This window comes from Ruegeria sp. CDSB013, from assembly GCF_059611165.1.
On sequence record NZ_JBXWPA010000004.1, the window covers coordinates 357,928 to 374,412 of the forward strand.

General features: G+C 56.4%; 14 protein-coding genes. 6 read left to right on the top strand and 8 right to left on the bottom strand.

Annotation, left to right across the window (positions count from 1 at the left end; all coding sequences use genetic code 11):
* The 3 genes from AC2FJF_RS09875 to AC2FJF_RS09885 all read left to right on the top strand — a co-directional run bounded on the left by AC2FJF_RS09875 (window position 1) and on the right by AC2FJF_RS09885 (window position 4,335).
* The gene (locus tag AC2FJF_RS09875) at window positions 1-1,806 is read left to right on the top strand and encodes an ABC transporter ATP-binding protein (RefSeq protein ID WP_496725073.1); all 1,806 of its coding nucleotides are present in this window, start codon (window positions 1-3) and stop codon (window positions 1,804-1,806) included.
* 310 nt (window positions 1,807-2,116) lie between these two features.
* On the top strand, window positions 2,117-3,010 hold the full coding sequence (galU, locus tag AC2FJF_RS09880; protein ID WP_496725075.1) for a UTP--glucose-1-phosphate uridylyltransferase GalU: 894 nt from the start codon (window positions 2,117-2,119) through the stop codon (window positions 3,008-3,010).
* Window positions 3,011-3,258: 248 nt separating this feature from the next.
* Complete coding sequence (locus AC2FJF_RS09885; protein WP_496725077.1) at window positions 3,259-4,335, top strand: DUF2793 domain-containing protein; 1,077 nt, start codon at window positions 3,259-3,261, stop codon at window positions 4,333-4,335.
* Window positions 4,336-4,368: 33 nt separating this feature from the next.
* On the opposite strand, the gene fcl is transcribed toward AC2FJF_RS09885, so the two are convergent.
* The 5 genes from fcl to AC2FJF_RS09910 form a co-directional block, all read right to left on the bottom strand.
* Window positions 4,369-5,346, bottom strand: a complete 978-nt coding sequence (gene fcl, locus AC2FJF_RS09890; RefSeq protein WP_496725079.1) for a GDP-L-fucose synthase — start codon at window positions 5,344-5,346, stop codon at window positions 4,369-4,371.
* Between the two features lie 10 nt (window positions 5,347-5,356).
* Entirely contained in the window at window positions 5,357-6,481 is a 1,125-nt protein-coding gene (gene gmd / locus AC2FJF_RS09895) for a GDP-mannose 4,6-dehydratase (RefSeq protein WP_113790783.1), read from the bottom strand.
* Window positions 6,482-6,609: 128 nt separating this feature from the next.
* Window positions 6,610-7,494, bottom strand: a complete 885-nt coding sequence (locus AC2FJF_RS09900) for a phytanoyl-CoA dioxygenase family protein (protein ID WP_496725081.1) — start codon at window positions 7,492-7,494, stop codon at window positions 6,610-6,612.
* Window positions 7,495-7,750: 256 nt separating this feature from the next.
* Window positions 7,751-8,620, bottom strand: a complete 870-nt coding sequence (locus AC2FJF_RS09905; RefSeq protein ID WP_496725083.1) for a DUF5666 domain-containing protein — start codon at window positions 8,618-8,620, stop codon at window positions 7,751-7,753.
* Window positions 8,621-8,622: 2 nt separating this feature from the next.
* Window positions 8,623-9,468, bottom strand: coding sequence for a DUF6502 family protein (locus AC2FJF_RS09910; protein WP_496725085.1), 846 nt, complete (start codon window positions 9,466-9,468; stop codon window positions 8,623-8,625).
* A 138-nt stretch (window positions 9,469-9,606) separates the two neighbouring features.
* On the opposite strand from AC2FJF_RS09910, the gene AC2FJF_RS09915 reads away from it, so the two are divergent.
* The 3 genes from AC2FJF_RS09915 to AC2FJF_RS09925 are packed head-to-tail and all read left to right on the top strand — an operon-like array spanning window position 9,607 to window position 13,324.
* Window positions 9,607-11,232 carry an amino acid adenylation domain-containing protein gene (locus AC2FJF_RS09915; protein WP_496725087.1) on the top strand — a complete coding sequence of 542 codons (1,626 nt, stop codon included), beginning with the start codon at window positions 9,607-9,609 and terminating at the stop codon, window positions 11,230-11,232.
* On the top strand, window positions 11,232-12,545 hold the full coding sequence (locus tag AC2FJF_RS09920; protein WP_496725089.1) for a ferredoxin reductase domain-containing protein: 1,314 nt from the start codon (window positions 11,232-11,234) through the stop codon (window positions 12,543-12,545). Before AC2FJF_RS09915 ends, AC2FJF_RS09920 begins: the two co-directional genes overlap by 1 nt.
* Before the next feature lie 2 nt (window positions 12,546-12,547).
* Window positions 12,548-13,324: an enoyl-CoA hydratase-related protein gene (locus AC2FJF_RS09925; RefSeq protein ID WP_496725091.1), complete on the top strand. Its 777-nt coding sequence runs from the start codon at window positions 12,548-12,550 to the stop codon at window positions 13,322-13,324.
* Between the two features lie 63 nt (window positions 13,325-13,387).
* On the opposite strand, the gene AC2FJF_RS09930 is transcribed toward AC2FJF_RS09925, so the two are convergent.
* The 3 genes from AC2FJF_RS09930 to AC2FJF_RS09940 are packed head-to-tail and all read right to left on the bottom strand — an operon-like array spanning window position 13,388 to window position 16,475.
* The gene (locus AC2FJF_RS09930) at window positions 13,388-14,494 is read right to left on the bottom strand and encodes a lyase family protein (protein ID WP_496725093.1); all 1,107 of its coding nucleotides are present in this window, start codon (window positions 14,492-14,494) and stop codon (window positions 13,388-13,390) included.
* Window positions 14,487-16,001 (bottom strand): tripartite tricarboxylate transporter permease, encoded by a 1,515-nt coding sequence (locus AC2FJF_RS09935; RefSeq protein ID WP_496725095.1) that lies wholly within the window; start codon window positions 15,999-16,001, stop codon window positions 14,487-14,489. Before AC2FJF_RS09935 ends, AC2FJF_RS09930 begins: the two co-directional genes overlap by 8 nt.
* A gap of 6 nt (window positions 16,002-16,007) precedes the next feature.
* Complete coding sequence (locus AC2FJF_RS09940) at window positions 16,008-16,475, bottom strand: tripartite tricarboxylate transporter TctB family protein (protein ID WP_109310957.1); 468 nt, start codon at window positions 16,473-16,475, stop codon at window positions 16,008-16,010.
* Between the last annotated feature and the right edge of the window lie 10 nt (window positions 16,476-16,485).

Consider the following 16,485-nt stretch of genomic DNA (forward strand, 5'->3'; position numbering starts at 1 on the left):
ATGAGCCTGTTTTCCGTAAAAGACCTGGGCGTCCAGTTCAACACCGCCGATGGCGTAGTCGAGGCCGTCAAAGGCATCAGTTTTGACATCAATCCAGGCGAATGCCTGGGCATCGTGGGCGAAAGTGGGTCCGGCAAAAGCCAGACATTCATGGCCGCGATGGGCCTGTTGCCACCTGCGGGGCAGGCAACTGGTTCTGCCATGCTGAACGGTCAGGAAATTCTGAACCTGCCGGTCAACAAGCTGAACCAGATCCGTGGCGACGATGTCGGCATGATCTTCCAGGATCCGCTGACCGCCCTGACCCCGCATCTGCGGATTGGCCAACAAATGCGCGAAGTTCTGCAGGTTCACGAAGGGCTGCAAGGTTCGGCTGCTCGGGCGCGATGCCTGGAATGGCTGGACCGTGTACGCATCCCCGAGGCCAAACGGCGCCTGGACCAGTATCCCCACGAACTGTCAGGCGGTATGCGCCAGCGCGTGATGATCGCAATGTCCATGCTGTGTAACCCGAAGCTGTTGATTGCGGATGAACCCACAACCGCGCTGGATGTCACCGTTCAGGCAGACATTTTGGACCTGATGGTACGCCTGCAAAAGGACGAAGGCACGGCGATTGCCCTGATCACACATGACATGGGCGTTGTCGCGCGTATGTGCGACCGCGTTCAGGTCATGCGTCTGGGTCAATTCGTCGAAGCTGGTGAGACGCGCGAAATCTTCCGCGCGCCAAAGCATGAGTACACACGAACATTGCTGGAAGCGATGCCGCGTATTGATGCCGGCGATGCGCCCAAGGCTCTTGATAAGGTCGATGACCCTCTGCTGAAAGTTGACGATGTCAAAGTGCACTTTCCAATCCATGTCTCGGGCGGATTGTTTGGGCACAAAGTCCCGCTGAAAGCCGTTGATGGCGTCAGCTTTGACATCCGCAAGGGTGAAACACTGGGCGTGGTGGGCGAGTCCGGCTGCGGCAAGTCAACGCTGGCGCGGGCCGTTCTGCAATTGATCGAACCCAGCGCGGGTAATGTCAGCTGGCTGGGCCATCCTATTGTCGGGTTGAAACGGCGCGAACTGAACAAGTACCGCAAGGACTTGCAGATCGTGTTCCAGGATCCACTGGCCAGCCTCGATCCGCGGATGACCATCTCGGCCTCAATTGCGGAACCGCTGAAGACCTATCGCCCTGACCTGACCGAGCGGGAACGCAAGAAGCTGGTCGCCGAAATGATGGAAAGGGTCGGCCTGAAAGCCAACATGATCAACCGCTATCCGCACGAGCTTTCGGGCGGTCAGAACCAGCGCGTCGGCATTGCGCGGGCGATGATCAACAAACCCAAGCTGATCATCTGTGACGAAGCCGTGTCGGCATTGGACGTGTCAATTCAGGCGCAGATCGTGGAACTATTGCGCGAGTTGCAGCAGGAATTTGGTCTGTCGATGATCTTCATCAGTCATGACCTTTCCGTGGTACGCGCTGTGTCGAACCGGATCATGGTCTTGTATCTGGGCCGGATCGTGGAGTTGGGTGACGGAGAAGTGATCTGCTCCGATCCGATCCACCCATACACGAAATCGCTGATCTCGGCCGTGCCAATTCCGGACCCGGACGTAGAGCGCAGTCGCACACGCCTGAAATTGCCCGGCGAACTGCCCTCACCGATGGATCCGAAAGCCGCGTTGCGTTTCCTGCCCAGTCGTTTGGCGGCTGGTCAGAATGACTATGTTCCGCAACTTAGCGAAGTAAAGCCCAATCATTTTGTGGCCGAGCACGACTCGCTCGAAGCGATCATGGCTAAGGCATAACTTTCCTGCCCCGAAGCAAGTCCTTGCATTCGGGGCGGGTTCTTCCTGGCAATATCAAGGACGCCAAATTGTTTCCTTTTTGAAGCCAATACATGCCGATAAGCGCGCTTTATACTAATTTAGCGCCGCAACCGAGGCTATGATTTGGCCGCCTTGAACAAGGCATTTTGACTTCCCAATTCAACGGTGGCACGATTTCTCCAACTTGGCTGGCTTTGCCTATTTGCGTTGATTGTTCCAACCGCGCGCACTATTAGGTGGCGTCGACAAAGCGCATTCATTCGGACAAGACATTTAGTTGAGAGGTAGTATGGGACGTAAGGTCACAAAGGCAGTTTTTCCGGTAGCGGGTCTTGGCACACGCTTTCTGCCTGCGACAAAGTCGGTACCTAAGGAAATCATGACCCTGGTCGATCGCCCGCTGGTTCAATATGCCATCGACGAAGCCCGGGCCGCCGGGATCACCGAATTTATCTTTGTGACATCCCGCGGAAAATCGGCGCTTGAGGACTATTTTGACCACAATCAAATCCTTGAACAAACGCTTAAGGAAAAGGGCAAAGACGACCTGTTGGAAACGCTGAATGCCACCAACATGGAAAGCGGGGCGATCGCCTATATCCGGCAGCACAAGGCCTTGGGGTTAGGTCACGCTGTTTGGTGCGCGCGCCGCTTGATCGGAGATGAACCATTTGCGGTCATGCTGCCTGACGACGTTATTGCCGCGGAAAAACCGTGTCTGCAGCAGATGATGGAAGCTTATGAAGAAACCGGTGGCAACATGGTTGCCACAATGGAGGTTCCTTCTGAAAAGACAAGCTCTTACGGCGTTCTGGATGTAGGCGATAACATCGGGACAGTTGTCCGCGCGCGCGGCATGGTCGAGAAACCGAAACCCGAGGAAGCACCGTCCAATCTGGCGGTTATCGGCCGTTACATTCTGCGTTCATCGGTGCTGTACAACCTCAACCAGAATAAGCAGGGCAGTGGCGGCGAGATTCAACTGACGGACGCAATCGCCGAAGACATCAGAAACGGTGTCCCGGTCTTCGGGTACAAATTCGATGGGCAGCGGTTTGACTGCGGGTCCAAAGCGGGTTTCCTGCAGGCGACCGTCGCCTTTGCGCTGGCGCGCGATGACCTTCGAGAGGATTTGCAGAAATACCTGCACGACGTTGTCGCCACGGGTCAGGCAGCTCAGTAACCAGGGATGACGGCCTCGAAGACGAGGTAAACGGTATCGTTTAAAGGGCAAACTGCGGGCATTGCAGTTTGCCTTTTTCTTTCGGTGTGGATGAAAGGCCCAGGGGGCGATTGGATAGCCCTTCACTCAGCCAGAATATTGGCACGACATTAACCGAGCGTTCGTACCGGTCAGGTGGGATTCACGTGAGGCACGGCAGTCTGGCGCGCAACGCAATTGTCGATCCGACAACCAACGGAGAATGCCCTTTGTCCCAAAATTCGCCCAAATTGAACCTGCCATTCCTGCAACCTTCGCAAGCGCAAAAGCACATCACACATAACGAAGCCCTGAGACGCCTTGATCTGATCGTCCAGCTGAGTGTTGCGTCTACCAATGCCTCAACCCCGCCCGCAGTTCCGGCACAGGGTGAGCTTTATGCCCTTGGATCGACACCCATCGGCGATTGGTCGGATCATGCCGGAGACCTTGCAGCCTGGTTGGACAATGGCTGGCATTTTATAACCCCCAAATCCGGCTGGCGCGCGTGGGACCAAGAGAATAACCGTCTGACAATTTGGGACGGGTCAGCATGGATCGAACCCCCGACCACGACGCAGAACCTGCCAGGCATCGGAATCGCCACCGGGCACGACACGACCAACCGTCTGTCAGTGCGCGCGCCGGCAACCTTGCTAAGCCACGAAGGTGCCGGGCATCAACTAAAGATCAACAAGGCAAATGCCGATGAGACCGCATCCCTGTTGTTTCAATCCAATTGGACCGGTCATGCAGAAATGGGTCTGTCCGGTAGCACGGGATTTTCTATCAAGGTCTCGCCGGATGGGAACAATTGGTTTGAGGCGTTAAGCTTTGATCCAGCGTCCGGGGTCGCCTCTGGCACGGCCGTGCAAAACAGCGCAGAGGACACAACAGCTGGCCGCCTGATGCGGGCTGACTATGGCTATGGGCCCGGAAATATTTTGGGGGCGGTCACGCAAAGTAGCGGAACCCCGACCGGCGCTGTGATTGAGCGAGGAGCCACACCAAGTGGTGATTTCGTCCGGTTTGCTGATGGCACCCAGATTTGCACCGCTACACTAGATGCAACGACTTGCACAAACACCGAAGGTGCACTGTTCGCAAGCTCGTCGGAAACATGGGATTTTCCAGCCGCCTTTGCTGCCGGCACCAACCCGGCAATCAGCGGCAGTGGGGGCGCGATCAGCAGGTTCATGGGCTTTGATGAACCGTCCGAAACTCAGGTCGTGTACAAAGTTCTTTCGTCTGCTTCTGACGCGACGGCTTTACCACCAACGGCCATAGCTATTGGCCGCTGGTTCTGATCCGCCAGACTGCCCGGATCTTTGTCCGAGCGGTCACTTCGCGCGAAGTTCTGCCTCGGCTTGCTCCAGAAACCAGGCATAGGTTTCACGAATCCCGTCTTCGATCCCGATAGTCGCGCGCCATCCCATGTCGGCCAGCCGGGAAACATCCATCAGCTTCCGCATAGTACCGTCCGGCTTGCTGACGTCTTGCGTAATCCGCCCGGTGAACCCGGTGATCTTTGCCACCATCGCCGCCAGTTCCGCGATCGAAATATCTTCGCCACATCCCACGTTGATATGGCTCAGCATGGGTTGGGTATTTGCCTCATACTCAGCACGGGGCAGGTCCATTACGAACAAAGACGCCTCAGCCATGTCGTCAACATGCAGAAACTCGCGCCGGGGCTTACCTGTGCCCCAGATGACAACCTCCTTCAGCCCATTCCGCTGTGCCTCGTGAAATCGGCGGATCAGGGCGGGTAGGACGTGACTGTTTTCAGGGTGAAAATTATCGCCAGGTCCGTACAGGTTTGTCGGCATCACGGAACGATAGTCCACGTCATGTTGTCGATTGTAGCTTTCACACAGCTTGATTCCGGCAATCTTTGCCACGGCATAGGGTTCGTTTGTCGGCTCTAGCACACCTGTCAGCAGGGCATCTTCGCGCATTGGTTGCGGCACAGCGCGCGGATAGATGCAGGAACTACCCAATTGCAGCAGGTTTTTGACCCCCGCGGCAAACGCCTGATGGATCACGTTGCACTCGATCATCAGGTTTTTGTAAATGAAATCCGCCGGGTAGGTGTTGTTGGCATGGATTCCGCCGACTTTAGCCGCCGCCAGAATGACAACGTCTGGGCGCTCGGCCTGCATGAAATCGGCGACAGCGGCTTGACTGGTCAGATCAAGTTCCGCATGGGTCCGTGTTACAAGTTCTAGCGCCTCACCTGATGCCTGACGGTCTTGCAAGCGACGCAGGATTGCGCCGCCGACCATGCCGCGATGCCCGGCGACGTAGATCTTGCGCATGCCCCCCGCCTCAGCCATTTTCCAGAGTGACCGGCAATTCATAACCATGCTGTTTCAGCAAGGCATGCCGTTTGGCTGTCTTCAGGTCCTCGGTGATCATTTCAACGCACATCTGCTGAACCGTCAGTTCCGGTTCCCAGCCCAGTTTGTTTTTGGCGTTCGAAGGATCGCCAAGCAATGTTTCCACTTCGGCCGGGCGGAAATATTGCGGATCGATGCGCATGATGACATCGCCGGGCTTCAACGCAGGTGCACTATCGCCCTCGACGGATTTGACCGTAGCGATTTCATCGACGCCTGTACCTGAGAATTCAAGCGTCACGCCCAGTTCAGCGGCAGACCATTCGATGAATTGCCGCACTGAATACTGCACACCCGTTGCGATAACAAAATCCTCGGGGGCGTCCTGTTGCAGCATCAACCATTGCATCCGGACGTAATCCTTGGCGTGCCCCCAGTCGCGCAGGCTGTCGATGTTGCCCATGTAAAGGCAGCTTTCCAGACCTTGTGCAATGTTGGAGAGACCACGGGTGATCTTGCGCGTCACAAAGGTTTCGCCCCGGCGTGGGCTTTCATGATTGAACAGGATGCCGTTGCAGGCATACATGCCATACGCTTCGCGGTAGTTCACTGTAATCCAATAGGAATACAGCTTGGCCACCGCATAAGGGGAACGCGGATAAAACGGCGTTGTCTCGCGTTGCGGTGTTTCTTGGACCAATCCGTACAGTTCGGACGTGGACGCCTGATAAAAGCGTGTCTTTTTCTCAAGACCCAGAAAGCGGATCGCCTCGAGAAGGCGCAACGTACCGATCGCGTCGACATCAGCGGTATACTCGGGCGATTCAAAACTGACCGCCACGTGGGACTGAGCGCCAAGGTTATACACCTCGTCCGGCTGAACCTCTTGAATGATGCGCGTCAGGTTCGATGTATCGCTTAGGTCACCGTAATGCAGGTGCAGGCGCGGATTGGGCACATGCGGGTCCTGATAAATGTGGTCAATGCGCTGTGTGTTGAACGAAGATGCACGGCGCTTGATCCCATGGACTTCATACCCTTTTTCCAGCAATAGCTCAGCAAGATAAGATCCGTCCTGCCCTGTAATACCAGTCACCAATGCTGTTTTTGTCATAGCCGCGATCCGAGAATATCTGATTTGCTTTTCGCCGCCTCAGAAACAGCAATATACCCCTGAATGCAACCCTGCGCCACGATCGGGCTTTGATTCAACTGCAGTTGACCACCGTTTGCGCAAGCGCTTCAGAACGACGCATATAACGGTACTGAGCCTTTTGCACCTTCTGCCAGCGCTGCGCTTTGATCGCTGCGAACCCTGTCGTACAGCGCAAGCGCATCAGCAGAAAACAACTCGGTTGGTGGCTCGACATGAACAAAATTGCTTTGGCCGTCCTGACCGCGCGCCAGCATGGCATAGTCTCGCTCGGCAACCAGTTGCTTGGCATTCGGGTTAAGATAGCGGATTGCAAGACCAATACGCCGGTCACCCGATTGATTGGGCCCCGAACCGTGGATTGTCAGCCCATGATGCAGAGACATCTGCCCTGGTGCCAATTCGATGTGGGTCTTGTCTTTCTCGGCGACATCCACAGCAACCTCTTGTCCGCGCGACAGAAGATTGGTGTCTGAATACGTGTCCTTATGGGGAAGGATCGGGTTCTTGTGGCTGCCGCGCACAAAATCCATACACCCACTTTCAACCCTTGCCGGCGACAACGCAATCCAGGCGGTGACCTGATCCGGGGTTTCACCCATACCCCAGTAGGTCAAATCCTGGTGCATCCCGACGGTATGGGCTGTGTGCGGCTCTTTAATGAAGAATTCAGCTGACCAGACCATGATATCCGGCCCCAATACACCCTCAACCACATCCAATACGCGGGGATCCGTCGCGACACGCGCCGCAAGCGGCATCACCAGATGTGCGTTGACCCGTTTATAGGTGTTCAACGGCAAGGGCAGATCCGCGTCAAGCCACTCCCGCTCTATCCGCTCAAGCTCAGCGCGGGTTTCGGCAGCCTCCTTTTCGGAAAAGATGGTCAGCGGAAAAAGAAACCCATCCCCCCAATATTTGTCGGATTGCGCCTGGCTAAGTACGACGTCACGCGTTGGGGTGCTTTCAGACATCTGGCATACCTTCTTGAAAACTTGCTTTCCCAGAGTTTTACCCTGCGCTGCCCGCAGGGTGCTTATCCTACGTGCGACGATAAGTTCAGCTTTGCCTTTGGGGCAAGTCACCTCGCGTTTCATTTCTGAAACGCTTTCGTGCTTTCAAAACTCCGGCCGGATCCACACGGATCAGACCTTATGATTAGATTGACGGCACGACTAAACCCTCCCGGATCAAACGTGTCGCCGGAAAGCCAAAACCAGAGTTCACGTTTCAGCATCCCAGCTGAGCGAAAGCACCTATGCTGCCTGCATTCACCAACCCGCTGCCGTCGCCGCAGCGGATAACAAGGGTGTTCGGGTCTATCATCTCGGGCTGATCGCTATAGGCGATCAAGCCACTTCCCAGCACCGTATACAACCCACTGGGCTGGGGTTCCGAGTAATAGCCCTGAACCTGAACAACGCCGACCGCACCGGCGAACAGCCCGGCTTCTTGACGCTCGGCCATAATCCCGTCGCGTGTTGGCTGCCCGACAACTCGAACAAGATCACCCGGCGACAGATGTTGCGGCTCAAGCCCACTGACAACGCTTGCCCCGATCACTGTTTGGGCCTGAGGGTCAGACCCAAGATATGTGCCGGACAACCGCGCCTGATGCCCAACGCTTGTCAGTTTTTCAATGTGTGAAGCGCGCACTGACTGACCTTGCCACAATCCGCTGATAGCGACCCAATCGCCGACCTGAATGTCTGCACGCCGTTCAAACGCAACTTCGGTCCCAAGAACCGATATCCTGCCGTCCTGCACGCTGGACACTGGTCCGACCAGCGGCAGGACCTGACGGATGTGTTTTGCGTGCCACCCACCATTTTCCTGAGTTACAACAACCGCAACGGTATGACCCGGCTTCAACTCGCCCGCAGTGATCAGAGGAGCCGAGCCGGCAACCGGCATCTGGTCATCGAACAGAATATGCTGCCCATTTACATGGATGCTGCCCAGATGGGTGATCGTGCCCACGATACCGGTGCCGATAATGCCACCTTCACGATCAGTTTCACCTTTGTCTTCGGCCTGAATCGGAGCGGGCAGCCAAAACACCATAAAAAACGCCGCGAGCACACGAAGAAACACACCCATGCCTACTCATCCTCTTTCGTGTTTTTACTTGGCACCCTTTGCGGAGAGGGCAGGACAAAGGCGCCCATTGCAAACCGACCGCTGTGATCGCCGTCACTGTCCTTTTCCTGTAACGCGCGAGCGAGGGCATTGATTTCTAGCAACAATGATTGCGCCCGATCTGACGAAAATTGGCGCAACTCTTCAATTGATTCAGGCGACATATGAGAATACCGAACCGCGCGGTCGAAATTTCTTGGAGCATCCGGCTCGGCCAGCAGGTTCTGTGTTGCCGCCGCAAGGTGCGCAGACAGTGTCGCCTCGTAGGCCGCCACCTGTTCAGCGCTGCCAGCAGAAGGAAGAAAGGCTTGGGACAACAGGCGAAGATTGCCTTTGCCGACCTGTTCCACGTTCTTTTGGTCGATCAAGGTTTCCAGAACGGTACCTGGGGCCATGTCCACACGCGCGCGCCGCACCAAATCATCAAATCCCGGGCCAGTTTCGTCGCCTTTGCGGCTCAGCAGCCGTGGCGCGCCCAAGTCGTCCAAAAATTCGGGCGTCGTCGACCAAAAGCTGATGACCAGTGCCGCCGCATTACAACTGCGTTTCAAAGGGGCATCATCGTCGGTGTTGCGCAGCCTTTTGACATCCTTGCGATGCAGGCCCGTCAACAGGCTGGCGCGGCTGTCGCTTAGCTTTCCGTCTGTGCTTTGCTCAGCTGCCGTCAGCAGGGCTTGTTTGAGCGCTTCGGTCGCGGTGCCAAGCGTCACCCCATGCGCAACCATTGCCTGCGCCAGTGGGACCAGCAACGCAGACAGGGCGGTTTCAAGAGGAGGTTTGGGATCATTCGACATTAGGGAACTCGTCACGGATTGGTAGTTGATAACATTTTCCTAGAATTAACGAATTCAACGCTTTCGTGTTCAAAATGTGATCGAATGTGATCTTTAATGGGAATTTTTCCCATTATCACTAAGGTGTGACCCCTTCTTGAACTGGAGAATGCCATGCACCTTATCGCAACCGATCCCCAGACAAACTACCCCCCCCTATCTCAAACCGATTTAACCCGCACAAAAAAACCGGGTGCGTTGGACGCGCTCAGCCCCGAAGATCAAGAGCTGTTTCTATCCTTTGGTTGGGGCCCGCAGGTTCCGCCACGCTATGCCACCATCGCCGACGCGCTGCGCCAGTCGTTGCGAGATCAACCCGATGCCACCGCGGTGGAATGCGCGGACCATAACCTTAGCTACCGGGCGCTGGACGAGGCCTCGAACCGATTGGCAAATGTCATGCGCGCCCATGGCGTGAGACGCGGCGACGCGGTGTGCCTGTTCCTGCATCGTTCGGTCGAAATGGTCGTAGGTATCGTCGCCGCCATAAAGCTTGGGGCCGCTTATATTCCGCAGCATGTCGGTGTCGCGCCGACGGAAACCTTACGCCATGTTGCGAATGTAACTGGTGCAAAAATCATACTCAGCCTGAGCGAACTGGCAGATCAAATCCTCGTTGGACTAGACCAGACCCTGATCACAATTGATACGACGATGTTCGACCCGATGCTGGACGCCCCGGCCCCCGGCCCTGCTTATCGGGCCAGCCCCGACGATTTGGCGATGATATTGTTCACGTCCGGCACTACCGGCGTTCCAAACGGCGTACAGGTCAGCCATCAGAACCTGGCCAACATCCTGCTGACCGCCCCCGGGGATCTGGGGATGCGGCCGGGCTTGCGGGTCGGACAGATCCTGTCGATCTCATTCGACATGGCCGCGTGGGAGATCCTTGGCGCTTTGTCCAATGGCGCAACTTTGGTGATCCGTGGCAAATCGATTCAGGAAACGGCCGAGAAGGTGGATGTACTGATCGCCACACCTTCGATACTGAATGCACTGGACCAGACCCGCTGCACGCAGGTCAAGGCTGTCGCCGTAGCGGGCGAACCTTGCCCCCGCCCGCTGGCCGATCGCTGGTCAACCTTTTGCACTTTCTACAATTCCTGTGGTCCGACCGAGACCACCATCATCAATACGGCCGAACCGCATCACCCCGACAAACCGGTTCTGTCGATCGGGCGCCCGACACCGAACAACACGGTCTATGTTCTGGACGACAACATGCGCCCTTTGCCCATCGGCGAAAAGGGCGAGATGTGGGCTGGCGGCGATTGCGTCACAGCCGGTTACCTCGCCAACCCCAAACTGACGGCCGAGCGTTATCGACCCGACCCATTCCGACCCGGCCATATGATGTTCCGCACCCGGGATCTGGGACGCTGGACGAAGACCGGTGAGTTAGAACATTTCGGGCGCGTTGACGACCTAGTCAAAGTACGGGGTTTTCGGGTTGAGCTGGACGGCGTTACATCCGCGCTTGAGGCCTCGCCCTGCTGTCAGCAGGCGGTGACGTTGCAATATGACAGCCGCAATCTGGTCAGCTTTATCTCACCGTCGTCGGCCTGCCCCAAGCAGGCGGCACAATCCGTTTCGGATCGCTTGCCATATTACTGCAGCCCCGCCGTTGTAGTCCCGATGGACACGCTGCCCCGCACTCCGCGCGGCAAACTGGACAAGCGTCTACTGCTGGATCTCGCGCGCACCCATATTGCGACAACTGGTGCGGAGTTGAGCTGATGACGACCCAGACGACAAATCTTGACACAGGTGGCCTGAACTGGCGGCGGGTGACCCGCCACCCGGCCCTGATGGAATACCGCCGCCTGGTGATGCTTGTTGCATTGGTGAATCTGGCCGCCTTTGGGTTTGGATTGCGCGATGGGACTTGGTTCGCTGAGAATGCATTCACGCTCGGCCCTATTGCGGATATGGCGCTGATCAACCTCAGCCTCGGTATCCTGATCCGACAACAGCGGGTGGTCAACGCCCTGTTCTGGCTGGCCACACGCATTCCCACATCATGGCCACTTTGGATCCGTTGGGGGGCCGGCAAGGTGTTCCACTTTGGCGGGTTGCATTCCGGCGGCACCGTCACTGGGACCATCTGGTTCGGTTTTCTTCTGTTTGCGATGATTTGGAACCGCTCCAACGGCGCCGCCGTGCCCTCAGACCTGACACTGGGCCTGAGCGCCACAATGGTTGTCTTGATGACATTGATGGTGATTTCGGCCCTCGGCCCGATCCGCGCCCGGTTTCACAATGCATTCGAGAAAACGCACCGCTTTGTCGGCTGGACGGTTTTAGGATTGTTTTGGGCGCAGACGATCTCGATCACTAAGGACATGGGGGGCATGTTGTTGCACAGCCCGGCCTTTTGGATGCTCTGCCTGATCACCTTGTCGATCCTGTCCCCTTGGCTGACCCTGAAACGCGTGAATGTCCGGATCGAAAAGCCGTCAAACCATGCGGTGATTGCGCAGTTTGACTATGGAGATACTCCGTTCCCCGGCAGTTCGAACGCGATCAGCCACACCCCGTTTGGCGAGTATCACTCATTCGCCAATATCCCATCCCCGGACCAGCCGGGTTACCGATTGGCCATCAGCCGTGCGGGCGACTGGACCGGGCGTTTTATCGACAATCCGCCCAAGAAGGTTTGGGTCAAGGGTATCACCACATCAGGTGTCGCACGGATCGAAGTGTTGTTCAAAAAGGTGGTGTATGTAGGCACCGGTTCAGGCATCGGACCGATCCTGCCGCATCTGCTGGCTAAAGAGGTGCCAAACCGCCTGATCTGGTCCACCCGCAGCCCACGCAAAACCTATGGTGACGCGCTGGTGGATGAGATCGAGGCCAACACCGAGCAGCCTTTGATCTGGGACACCGACGAAGACGGCAAACCGAACCTTTCGGCCCTTGCCTTGCAAGCCGTTCGCGACAGTGCGGCTGAGGCGGTCATCGTGATCTCAAACCAAAAGCTGACCCGCAAGGTAGTGCATGACATGGAAAGCCTTGGCATTCCCGCCTATGGCGCAATTTGGGATAGCTGATCATGTTTGAGACAATTGAAACCGAAACACGGGGGCGGGTCGCAACGATCCGCTTCAACCGTCCCGATCAGCTGAACGCGTTGAACACTCAACTCATGAACGAAGTCCTGGCCGCCGCGACCGCGTTCGACAAGGATCCCGGCATCGGCTGCTTGATCCTTATGGGCAGTGATCGTGCTTTTGCCGCCGGGGCAGATATCGGCGAGCTTGCGGTGCAAACCTACGCAACTATGCAAGCAAGTGACTACTTTGCCGAATGGGATAAGTTTGCAGCGCTTCGCCTGCCCAAGGTGGCGGCGGTCAGTGGCTATGCCTTGGGCGGTGGATGTGAAGTTGCGCTGATGTGTGACGTCATTCTGGCCTCGGGCACTGCCAAATTCGGCCAGCCCGAAATCAAAATCGGCTGCATTCCCGGCATTGGTGGCACGCAGCGGCTTACACGGCTGATCGGTCGTGCCAGAGCTATGGACATGATCCTGACCGGGCGCATGATCGACGCGTCAGAGGCCCTGCAGATGGGCTTGGTCAGTCGAGTTGTCACGCAGAATACCCTTTTGGACACAGCACAAGAGGTGGCCGAAACCATTGCAGATTACGCTGATGATATCGTCAATATGGCGCGCACCTGCGTAAACATGGCCGACCAGAGCACACTTGAATCGGGTTTGCGGTTCGAGCGGCAGATGTATCACGCGCTTTATGGATTGCCGGCCCAACAAGAAGGCATGAATGCCTTTCTGGAAAAGCGAAAACCGCAGTTCAGGCGCAGGACCCTGTGATCTTATCCCACGTCGTTAATCACCGCTCGAAAAAAGAGCGGTGATATGACCAATCTTATCGCTTCAGTGCGTTTTCCCAGCCGTGCTATACTCAAAGTCGGAAACCTTGCGGGCCATGGATTCAGAGTCCACAACCAGGTTCGCAAAGATCGTTTCGACCCATGACAAAGCGCCCGAAGTCAGCAAGAACGTCTCTGGGATGACGATCCATTCGCCGATCCACATACCACCCGAACGTTCGTGTTGATGGGTGGTGAATTCGCCGATCTGTTCAGCCCGCTGTCGTCCAAGCCGGGCGACGGCCTCTCCGAATTCTGACGCGCGCTGGTTCTGTTTGTGCGCCATAGCCGAAGACGCGCCTTTACCGGCTTCATGCACCTCGGAACATTCGGAAATATCCGATGAAGACAACAGATTGACGTTATGCGAGATCTTGCACAGCGTCGCACACAGCCCTCCCAGCGCAGTTACAACATCGGCAAGCCCGTCACGGGCGTTTTGCCAATGGGGTTCAACTACATTCAGACCCAAAGTGGCCGCAACGCCTTCCTTGATGCGATGTCCGGTCCCGTTTTCGTAACCGCGCAGATCGCCAACGGGGCCACCAATCTGGGCATTCAAACCGCGAACGCCCGCTTCTTCCAACGCTTGTGAACGCCGCTGCAGTTCAACTTTCCAGACGGTCAGTTTGGTTTCAGCCCGAATAGGCAAGGCATGCTGTCCATTCGTGCGACCGATCATGATAGTATCACCAAGCTGATCGATGTGTTGCTCAATAGCGGTGGTCAGTCTTTGCAGTCCGGTCTGGATGTGCTCCAGACCGATCTTCATTTGCAGGGCCAGAGCGGTGTCCATAATGTCCTGCGTTGTCGCCCTATAGTGGACCTTTTCCGCATGGTCGCCGACCTGCCTTCGCAATTGTTCGACAAGACCAACGATCGGGCGCCCGACAAGCATCATGTCTTCGTGCAACCGCTCGGTATCCAGATTGCAGACTGACACCGCATCCAACGCATCTGCAGCCTCTTGCGGGATTAGGTTTTCCAACGCCTGGTGATGGGCCAGTGTCTGTTCAACCTTCAACCAGGCCGAGATCGTGGCGTGTTCCGACCAGACGGACCGCATATCGGCGCTGGAAAAGCAGTCGCGATAGAGGGAGTGCTCAAGCATCTTCCAACGCTCCCTTCGCGATCTTGCGTTCTTTCATGATCCCGCGGATGCGGAAGGCAATTGCCCCTGCGCCGATGACCAGAAAGGCCAAAGCGATTGGACGTTCAACGAAGATCAGGGCGCCACCCTCCGACATCAGCAACGACTGACGGAATGTCTCTTCAGCACCTTTGGCCAGCACGAACGAAATGACAAATGCCGCTACGTTGAAGTCGTATTTCCGCATTAGCCAGCCGGCAAAGCCCGCACAGGTCATGACCGTGACATCAAACATTGACCCCCGCGCCGAATAGGCTGCGACAAACGCGGTCAGGAAGATCAGCGGGTACAGGACATTGGTCGGGATCTTCAGGATAATTCGTGCAACCTGAGTGGCACCGAAATAACCGATCAGACCATAGGCCACGATACCCAGCATCCCGCAGGCGAACAGTTTATAGACCAGCTCTTTGTCAGTCAGGAACAGGGTTGGTCCGACCTGGATGCCGTGGATCAGGAAAACACCCAAAAGGATCGCACCAATTGTCGAACCCGGGATGCCCAGCGTCAGCAGCGGGGCCATCGACGGACCGGACACCGCGTTGTTTGCGGCTTCGGGTGCTGCGACACCTTCCAGCGCGCCCTTGCCCCACTTCTCGGGGTTTTTGGCGCGGCGTTTGCCTTCACCGTACGAAATGAACGCCGCAATAGCTGAACCCAGACCTGGCAGCACACCGATGCCTGCACCGATGAAGCCACCGCGGAACGCATGGGGCAAGCAAGGTTTATACTCTTCCCATGTCAGGTTGTTGCCGTCTTCCGTGCTTTCATTTTCTTTGGTTTCACCGGTTGCTTTGCGGCGCGTTTCCAATTGGGCAAAAACTTCGCCCAAAACGAATACACCGATCATCAGGGGTACAAGGCCAATCCCGTTGGACAAGTCAAACGAGCCAAAGGTATAGCGCTCTTCGCTTGAGATTGGGTCCAATCCGACCATAGCGATCAAAATACCCATCAGGGCAGATGCCAACCCTTTGACGATTGAACTGCCGATGACCGAACCGATGACCACGAAGGCTGCAAAGTAGATTGCAAAGGTTTCGGGCGGTCCAAGCTTTAGGGCGATAGCCGCAATAAAACCGACGCCGACGACCAGCAGGATATCCCCCATGAGATCACCGATGACTGATGATATGGTCGCGACCTTCATCGCCTTGCCAGCCTGACCAGCGCGAGCAAGGGGATAACCGTCAATCTGTGTCGCGGCACTGGCAGCGGTGCCCGGCGTGTTGAACAGAATTGCCGCGATCGAGCCGCCATAGCGACCGGATTTACCGATCACATACAGAAAGGCGAGCGCGAATAGTGGCGACATGTAAAAGGTGATAGGCAGCAGCATGGCAATCGCTGCCGATGCGGTCAGACCGGGCGTGGCCCCAACGACCATGCCCACAGCTGCGGCCAACACGATGGCAAACAGCAAACTGGGGTCGGTAATGACCGAAAGAAGTGCGGGAAAAATTTCCATGACGATTTACCCCTGTATCCAGCTGAGCAGGTCAAAGACCTCGCCATAAGGCGGGTACACACCAAGCAGCACAAAAAAGATGAGGTGGAAGATCAACGGGCACAGAACGACGGAAACCGCCAGACCGATCCAGCTTCGAACTCCGAAGAAGTACAAAACGACCGGCGCAGCGATCGCTGTTGGCAAAAGATAGCCAAACCAGCGGAATGACTGCTGATAGATCAGGGCGATGATGAACAGACCAATGATCTGGAGGGTTGCGCCGTTATCCTGTTCCTGACCGGTATCGCCAGCCGGTTGACGGACGGCACCTAACAGTAACAGGCCGGAAAGAAACAGCAGCGCGATGGATGCTGAGAATGGTACGATGCCAGCCCAGGTATCCCCCGGCGAAGCTGCTGGCACTTGCCAGGCGCCCCAAATGGCAACGATGGAAATAAGGGCAAGCACAAGGCCTTCTGCATAGGCGCGCATATCGTTCCTC

Coding starts and splice junctions, on each gene's coding strand:
- AC2FJF_RS09875 (WP_496725073.1), top strand. CDS start 1: ATGAGCCTGTTTTCCGTAAAAGACCTGGGCGTCCAGTTCAACACCGCC.
- galU (WP_496725075.1), top strand. CDS start 2,117: ATGGGACGTAAGGTCACAAAGGCAGTTTTTCCGGTAGCGGGTCTTGGC.
- fcl (WP_496725079.1), bottom strand. CDS start 5,346: ATGCGCAAGATCTACGTCGCCGGGCATCGCGGCATGGTCGGCGGCGCA.
- gmd (WP_113790783.1), bottom strand. CDS start 6,481: ATGACAAAAACAGCATTGGTGACTGGTATTACAGGGCAGGACGGATCT.
- AC2FJF_RS09900 (WP_496725081.1), bottom strand. CDS start 7,494: ATGTCTGAAAGCACCCCAACGCGTGACGTCGTACTTAGCCAGGCGCAA.
- AC2FJF_RS09905 (WP_496725083.1), bottom strand. CDS start 8,620: ATGGGTGTGTTTCTTCGTGTGCTCGCGGCGTTTTTTATGGTGTTTTGG.
- AC2FJF_RS09915 (WP_496725087.1), top strand. CDS start 9,607: ATGCACCTTATCGCAACCGATCCCCAGACAAACTACCCCCCCCTATCT.
- AC2FJF_RS09920 (WP_496725089.1), top strand. CDS start 11,232: ATGACGACCCAGACGACAAATCTTGACACAGGTGGCCTGAACTGGCGG.
- AC2FJF_RS09925 (WP_496725091.1), top strand. CDS start 12,548: ATGTTTGAGACAATTGAAACCGAAACACGGGGGCGGGTCGCAACGATC.
- AC2FJF_RS09930 (WP_496725093.1), bottom strand. CDS start 14,494: ATGCTTGAGCACTCCCTCTATCGCGACTGCTTTTCCAGCGCCGATATG.
- AC2FJF_RS09935 (WP_496725095.1), bottom strand. CDS start 16,001: ATGGAAATTTTTCCCGCACTTCTTTCGGTCATTACCGACCCCAGTTTG.
- AC2FJF_RS09940 (WP_109310957.1), bottom strand. CDS start 16,475: ATGCGCGCCTATGCAGAAGGCCTTGTGCTTGCCCTTATTTCCATCGTT.